At 41.6% G+C, this 6,310-nt stretch carries 8 protein-coding genes; 6 read left to right on the top strand and 2 right to left on the bottom strand.

The features are described from left to right. Window positions 1-127: 127 nt before the first annotated feature. On the bottom strand, window positions 128-832 hold the full coding sequence (gene hutC / locus L4D78_RS26625; RefSeq protein WP_428469724.1) for a histidine utilization transcriptional repressor HutC: 705 nt from the start codon (window positions 830-832) through the stop codon (window positions 128-130). 126 nt (window positions 833-958) lie between these two features. Between hutC and yqfB the strand changes: the two genes are divergently transcribed. The 5 genes from yqfB (at window position 959) to rplT (ending at window position 4,635) form a co-directional block, all read left to right on the top strand. Beyond that, on the top strand, window positions 959-1,279 hold the full coding sequence (yqfB, locus tag L4D78_RS26630) for a N(4)-acetylcytidine aminohydrolase (RefSeq protein ID WP_428469725.1): 321 nt from the start codon (window positions 959-961) through the stop codon (window positions 1,277-1,279). A gap of 183 nt (window positions 1,280-1,462) precedes the next feature. Beyond that, entirely contained in the window at window positions 1,463-3,391 is a 1,929-nt protein-coding gene (gene thrS / locus L4D78_RS26635; RefSeq protein WP_428469726.1) for a threonine--tRNA ligase, read from the top strand. Between the two features lie 3 nt (window positions 3,392-3,394). Beyond that, on the top strand, window positions 3,395-3,946 hold the full coding sequence (infC, locus tag L4D78_RS26640; protein WP_428469729.1) for a translation initiation factor IF-3: 552 nt from the start codon (window positions 3,395-3,397) through the stop codon (window positions 3,944-3,946). A gap of 96 nt (window positions 3,947-4,042) precedes the next feature. After that, the gene (gene rpmI / locus L4D78_RS26645) at window positions 4,043-4,237 is read left to right on the top strand and encodes a 50S ribosomal protein L35 (protein ID WP_036832349.1); all 195 of its coding nucleotides are present in this window, start codon (window positions 4,043-4,045) and stop codon (window positions 4,235-4,237) included. A gap of 44 nt (window positions 4,238-4,281) precedes the next feature. Further along, window positions 4,282-4,635 (top strand): 50S ribosomal protein L20, encoded by a 354-nt coding sequence (gene rplT, locus L4D78_RS26650; RefSeq protein ID WP_428456918.1) that lies wholly within the window; start codon window positions 4,282-4,284, stop codon window positions 4,633-4,635. A 65-nt stretch (window positions 4,636-4,700) separates the two neighbouring features. Here rplT and L4D78_RS26655 read toward each other — a convergent pair whose 3' ends face one another. Then, the gene (locus tag L4D78_RS26655) at window positions 4,701-5,732 is read right to left on the bottom strand and encodes a LacI family DNA-binding transcriptional regulator (protein WP_428469727.1); all 1,032 of its coding nucleotides are present in this window, start codon (window positions 5,730-5,732) and stop codon (window positions 4,701-4,703) included. Window positions 5,733-6,089: 357 nt separating this feature from the next. Here L4D78_RS26655 and L4D78_RS26660 point away from each other — a divergent pair. Next, window positions 6,090-6,310 (top strand): MFS transporter (locus L4D78_RS26660; RefSeq protein ID WP_428469728.1); only part of this gene is annotated, 221 nt, incomplete at its 3' end.

Consider the following 6,310-nt stretch of genomic DNA (forward strand, 5'->3'; position numbering starts at 1 on the left):
ATGCAATGTAAATAGATTGTGATCGTTGTTGTAATTATTCGCTGCCAGAGCAGCAAATTTGAGAGGAAAAGCAATGTTCTAATTTATACGCAGAGTTATTTATACGCAGATCAGAACAGTATGTTATTTAGACGGCAGTACGTGAGCTGAGCTTATATTTGTCACCAGGGTGATAGAGTAGGGCTGTGCTAATGAGCTTATGATTGCTCCATGTTCGACGATTTAACAGTAAACATGGACACTGCGACGTAACATGAAGCAGATCGGCCACGCGCTGGTTAGGGAGTAGTGCCTCTACTGTGTGTTCGATATCGCTGAGGGGGCAGGTTTGCACCAAATATTCATTCGGGGTTTGTTGTGAAAAGTCTTGTTGAATGTAGTCGGGTACAAAATCAGGGTTCACCCAGCGCTCTTCAAGTTGTATCGGCGTGTTGTTCTCAAAATGGACAATTTGGGTGAAATAAACTCTCGTGCCATGCTTTACACCTAATCGTAACGCAATATCATCGCTGGCTTGTATGGTTATTTGTTTAATAACATCAGAAGCATAGTCATGACCTCGTTGCTTTACTTCTTCAGCAATATTGCGGATCTCCATTAAAGGAGACTCTGCTTTTTTATGACAAACAAACGTACCAACCCGAGGCGTTCTTTTTAGGAGCCCCTCTTTGACGAGATCACGAATGGCTTTATTGGCTGTCATTCGGCTTACGTTAAATTGCTCTGAAAGCTCAATTTCGGTGGGGATTTTATGTCCTGGCGGCCATGAACGACTACTGATTTTATCGTTAAGGTAGCACTTTATTTGAACGTAACGCGGAGAATGAGCCATGTTTGTATCCTTAATTGCCTATACAAATCAAAGCAACTTTTTCTCACAATTTCAAGTTATTGAGCAAATTACCGTGAGCTTGCTACAGTATTGGCTGGTAAAACAGATTACTTTACAGAGGTGAATATGGTCCCGTTGGAAATGCTTTTTTTAGCACGGTTTGAGAGTGATATTTTAGCCGGGAATAAAACGATCACAATACGTGATGAAGCCGATAGCCATTACGAGATTGGGCGTACTATCGCCGCTGTTATTTATGAAGATGGCAGAGTCTTTGGGCAGCTTCAGGTACTTGGTGTGGAACCTGTGCTATTAAGTGAGTTAAATGCAAACCATGCATTCGAAGAAAATATGACGATGGAACAGCTACAAGACGTACTTGAAGAAATTTACCCCGGAATAGAGCAGTTATACGTTGTTAGTTTCAAGCTAATTAAAAATAATTAGCCTGTGTCTTTGCAATCTGTAACAGGCGTTTGTTATATTTGCCGCTTCGTTTTTGTATTTGCTCGCCGCTCAGTATTGCGGTAGCGGTATTAAAACTGCATTTATTTCATAAAAGTTTCTCTAAGCTTTTTAAATTCAACATGTGCTACTTGGTATGTGGCACCACTGTGAAAGGACATATACATGCCTGTAATTACTCTTCCTGACGGCAGTCAGCGTCAATTTGACGAAGCAGTTTCAACGTTGGACGTTGCACTATCAATCGGCCCTGGTCTTGCGAAAGCTTGTATCGCTGGTCGTGTTGATGGTGTACGTGTTGATGCTTGCGATTTAATTGAAAACGACGCAAGCCTAGAAATCATCACAGCAAAAGACGAAGACGGTCTAGAAATTATCCGTCACTCTTGTGCTCACCTTCTAGGCCATGCCATCAAGCAGCTATACCCTGATGTGAAAATGGCGATCGGTCCTACGATCGACAACGGTTTCTACTACGACATCGATCTTGAGCAATCACTAACCCAAGAAGATTTGGAAGCGATTGAAAAGCGCATGGTACAGTTGGCGAAAACCAAGTACCAAGTGGTCAAGAAAAACGTTAGCTGGCAGGAAGCTCGTGATGCATTTGAATCACGTGGCGAAACCTACAAGATGGAAATCCTTGACGAGAACGTTTCTCGTGATGACCGTCCTGGCCTATACCACCACGAAGAATACATTGATATGTGTCGTGGCCCACATGTACCAAACATGAGCTTCTGCCAGCACTTTAAGCTGCTGAATGTTGCTGGTGCATACTGGCGTGGTAACAGTGACAACAAGATGCTTCAGCGTATCTATGGTACTGCTTTCCAAGACAAGAAGTTGCTTAAAGCACACCTTGTTCGTTTGGAAGAAGCGGCTAAGCGTGATCACCGTAAAATTGGTAAGCAACTTGATTTGTTCCACATGCAGCAAGAAGCACCAGGTATGGTGTTCTGGCATCACAACGGTTGGACTATCTTCCGTGAGCTAGAAGTTTTTGTTCGTGAAAAACTGACTGAATATGATTACCAAGAAGTTAAAGGTCCACTAATGATGGATCGCGTGCTTTGGGAACGTTCAGGTCACTGGGACAAATACGCAGAGGCGATGTTCACAACGAACTCTGAGAACCGTGAATACGCTATTAAGCCAATGAACTGTCCTGGTCACGTGCAAATTTTCAACCAAGGTCTAAAATCATACCGTGATTTACCATTGCGTATGGCTGAGTTTGGTGCGTGTCATCGCAATGAGCCATCAGGCGCATTACACGGTATTATGCGTGTTCGTGGCTTTACTCAAGATGATGCACATGTATTCTGTACTGAAGCTCAAGTGCAAGAAGAAGTTACATCTTGCATCAAAATGGTTTATGATACTTATCAGACATTTGGCTTTGCCAACATTGTCGTTAAATTATCTACACGCCCTGAACAGCGTGTTGGTTCTGACGAAATGTGGGATAAAGCGGAATCAGATTTGAAACTTGCCCTTGAATCTATGGATATTCCATATGAAATTCAAGAAGGCGAGGGTGCATTCTACGGTCCTAAGATCGAGTTTACACTGCACGATTGTTTAGATCGCGCTTGGCAGTGCGGTACCGTTCAGTTAGACTTTGCGCTTCCTGAGCGTTTAGGTGCAACATATGTAGGTGAAGACAACGAACGTCACACACCTGTTATGATTCACCGTGCTATTCTTGGTTCACTAGAGCGTTTTATCGGTATTCTTATTGAAGAATACGCTGGTTTCTTCCCTACGTGGTTGGCACCTCAGCAAGCTGTAGTGATGAACATTACTGACAGTCAGTCAGAATATGTACAAGAAGTAGTAAAAAAACTGCAAAAAAGTGGAATTAGAGTCAATGCGGACTTGAGAAATGAGAAGATTGGCTTTAAAATCCGCGAACATACTTTGAAGCGAGTGCCTTACATGCTAGTTTGTGGAGACAAAGAAGTCGAAGCAGGCGAGATTGCAGTTCGCACTCGCAAGGGTAAAGATTTGGGTAAATTTAAGATTGACGATCTTGTTGCATTTTTGCAGCAAGATATTAGCAGTCGTAAGCTCAATGTTTTGGAGGAATAAGGTATTAAAGGCGGAAGAAGAACCCAAGCACCAGTTAAACAAAATGCACATCGTTTAAATGGTGAAATTCGTGGCGTACGTGAAGTACGTTTAACTGGTCTAGACGGTGAATCAGTTGGTGTTGTTTCTATTGAAGAAGCAGTGAATCTTGCTAATGAAGCTGGTGTAGACTTAGTTGAAATTAGCCCGAATGCCGAGCCACCAGTTTGTCGTGTGATGGACTATGGCAAGTACCTGTTCGAAAAGAGCAAGGCTGCTAAAGATCAGAAGAAAAAGCAAAAACAAATCCAGATCAAGGAAGTTAAATTCCGACCTGGTACAGACGAAGGCGATTATCAGGTAAAACTGCGCAACCTGAGTCGTTTTTTAGAAGAGGGCAACAAGGGCAAAGTCACGCTACGTTTCCGTGGACGTGAAATGGCCCACCAGAGTCTTGGTATCGATCTTCTAAATCGTATTAAGGAAGACCTAGTCGACTTAGCTGTCGTTGAAAGCTTCCCTAGTCGAGTTGAAGGTCGTCAAATGACGATGATGCTTGCTCCAAAGAAGAAGTAATTAAGGCATTCAAGTAGCTAAAAGCGCTGCTTAATCGCAGCGCTTTTGTTCGCCTTACTACTATGTTATTAACTATCAACAATGCGGAGTCTCATCATGCCTAAGATGAAATCCAACAAAGGTGCTGCTAAGCGTTTTAAGAAAACAGCTGGTGGCTTCAAGTTTAAGCACGCAACTAAGCGTCACATCCTGACTAAACGTACTACTAAGAACAAACGTCAGCTTCGTCCAAACGCTATCCTTCCTAAGTGTGAAGTGGCAGCTGTTGCACGTATGCTTCCGTTCGCTTAATCGTTTTTTAGTTTTATATTTTTAATTTTAGTTAGGAGTCTCCTATGCCTCGCGTAAAACGTGGTGTACAAGCGCGTGCACGTCACAAGAAAGTTCTTAAACAAGCTAAAGGTTATTACGGTGCACGTTCACGTGTTTACCGCGTAGCTTTCCAAGCTGTTACTAAAGCTGGTCAATACGCTTACCGTGACCGTCGCAACAAGAAACGTACTTTCCGTCAACTTTGGATCGCACGTATCAACGCTGCTGCTCGTCAAAATGGTATGTCTTACAGCCGTTTCATTAACGGTCTTAAGAAAGCGTCTATCGAAATCGATCGTAAGATCCTTGCAGATATCGCTGTATTCGACAAAGCAACTTTCGCAGTGCTAGTTGAAAAATCAAAAGCTGCACAGTAATTAATTACTGTTTAGTTTGATTTTGAAAGGAGAGCTTCGGCTCTCCTTTTTTTGTTTCTAAATTCTTATTTCATGCTCGATTCGCGAACTATCAATTGAGTTCGAACGATAACATCAGGACTTTCACCTTTTCTTAATAAAGATTCGACCGTGTCATTGGCCATTTGTTGATAATCTATTGCGACAGATGATAGCCCAGGGGTTTGGTAGTCGTTAAATGAATTGTTTTCGAAACCAATCAACCCCATATTGTCTAGACGTACGCTGTCAATCTCTCTCATTCTCCCTATAAAGCCGTGTGCGATGGCATCTGATGCACAAACTAAAGCATCAATCTCTGGCAGCCCAACAAATCTGTTTACTGCAAGTGAACCAAGTTTTTCTGAGTAACCACATCCAATAATTGTTGGCTTCATTTTATTTTCTAAAACAGCTTTTTTGTATCCAATCTCACGGCTTCTAGCTGATAGTTTGGTTTCATCACCACCAATGAAAGCAATGTGAGAAAACCCGGAGTCAACGAGATGTTTGGTTGCGTTATAAGTGCTTTTCTCATCATCTGTTGTTACATTGATAGCTGAATAATCTTTCGCAACATCTCTATCGATAGATGCAATGTCGTATCCAGATTTAACTAAACTATCAATAAACACAGAACTGTCTGTTAATCCAACAAAAACGGCAGCACAGATCGCTTTTGAATTAAAACTCTCCCTTATTCGAGCTTCAATCTCCGTAGCTTCTTCATCTTCATGAATTAACTCTACCATTAATGAATGGTCGTGCTGCTTTGTTGCCATAATAAAATGGGACACGACGCCCATTATGTACGAAGAATCCAAGTTATTCATTTGGCCATCGGTTGTGTCGTTGGCCGTCGTATGAATGTATAAAGCGATGACTTTTTGCGGTATACCCTTTAAGACAGAAGCAAAACGGTTAGGTTTATAGTTGTGCTTAGAGATTGCATCGAGCACTTTTTTTTTCGTTTTTTCCGGTATGTCGGGATAATTATTAATAACCTTAGAAACCGTGCTCCTTGAAACTCCAGCAATTTTTGCGATTTCATTACTGTTGATATTTTTATTAGTACTCATGACCGCTCTTTTCTGTGAAGTATGTCAGTAGAATACAGAAATTACCTCATATAGAAAATGAAATTGTGTAATGTGTCACAATTTACGAACAGCTGTTAGTGGTAGTATCCTTCAATAGAACAGCTGTTCGTGCCTCTGGAATGCTCACGAACAGCTGTTCATAAAAGTAAGATGTAAATCCAATAACGAAGCTTTTAATGAATAAGAACGGGCTATCCAAGACTGTCGAGGGTAAAGGCGCAGTTATATTTTTAGCCATTTTATTAAAAAGCTGGGCGAAAGATAGTTTCCATAACCTGAATATTTCACGTTAGAGGTGCTGTCTTTTGAATAAAAACAATAAGGAACAAGAAAGTTATGAGTAATGCAATAACGAAGAAGGTGGATTTAACCACCAAGATAAGCTTCGGCTTGGGCGGGTTTGGTAAAGACTTTGGCCTGAACGTGATCAACGTCTTCCTTTTCTTTTACTATACCGACGTTGTAGGTGTTTCAGCAGCATTTATTGGTTCCGTATTTTTAATCGCCCGTGTCTGGGATACCGTTAATGACCCAATGCTTGGTTATATTGTTGCTAA

The organism is Photobacterium minamisatsumaniensis (assembly GCF_050336695.1).
GTDB classification, from domain to species: Bacteria; Pseudomonadota; Gammaproteobacteria; order Enterobacterales; family Vibrionaceae; genus Photobacterium; species Photobacterium minamisatsumaniensis.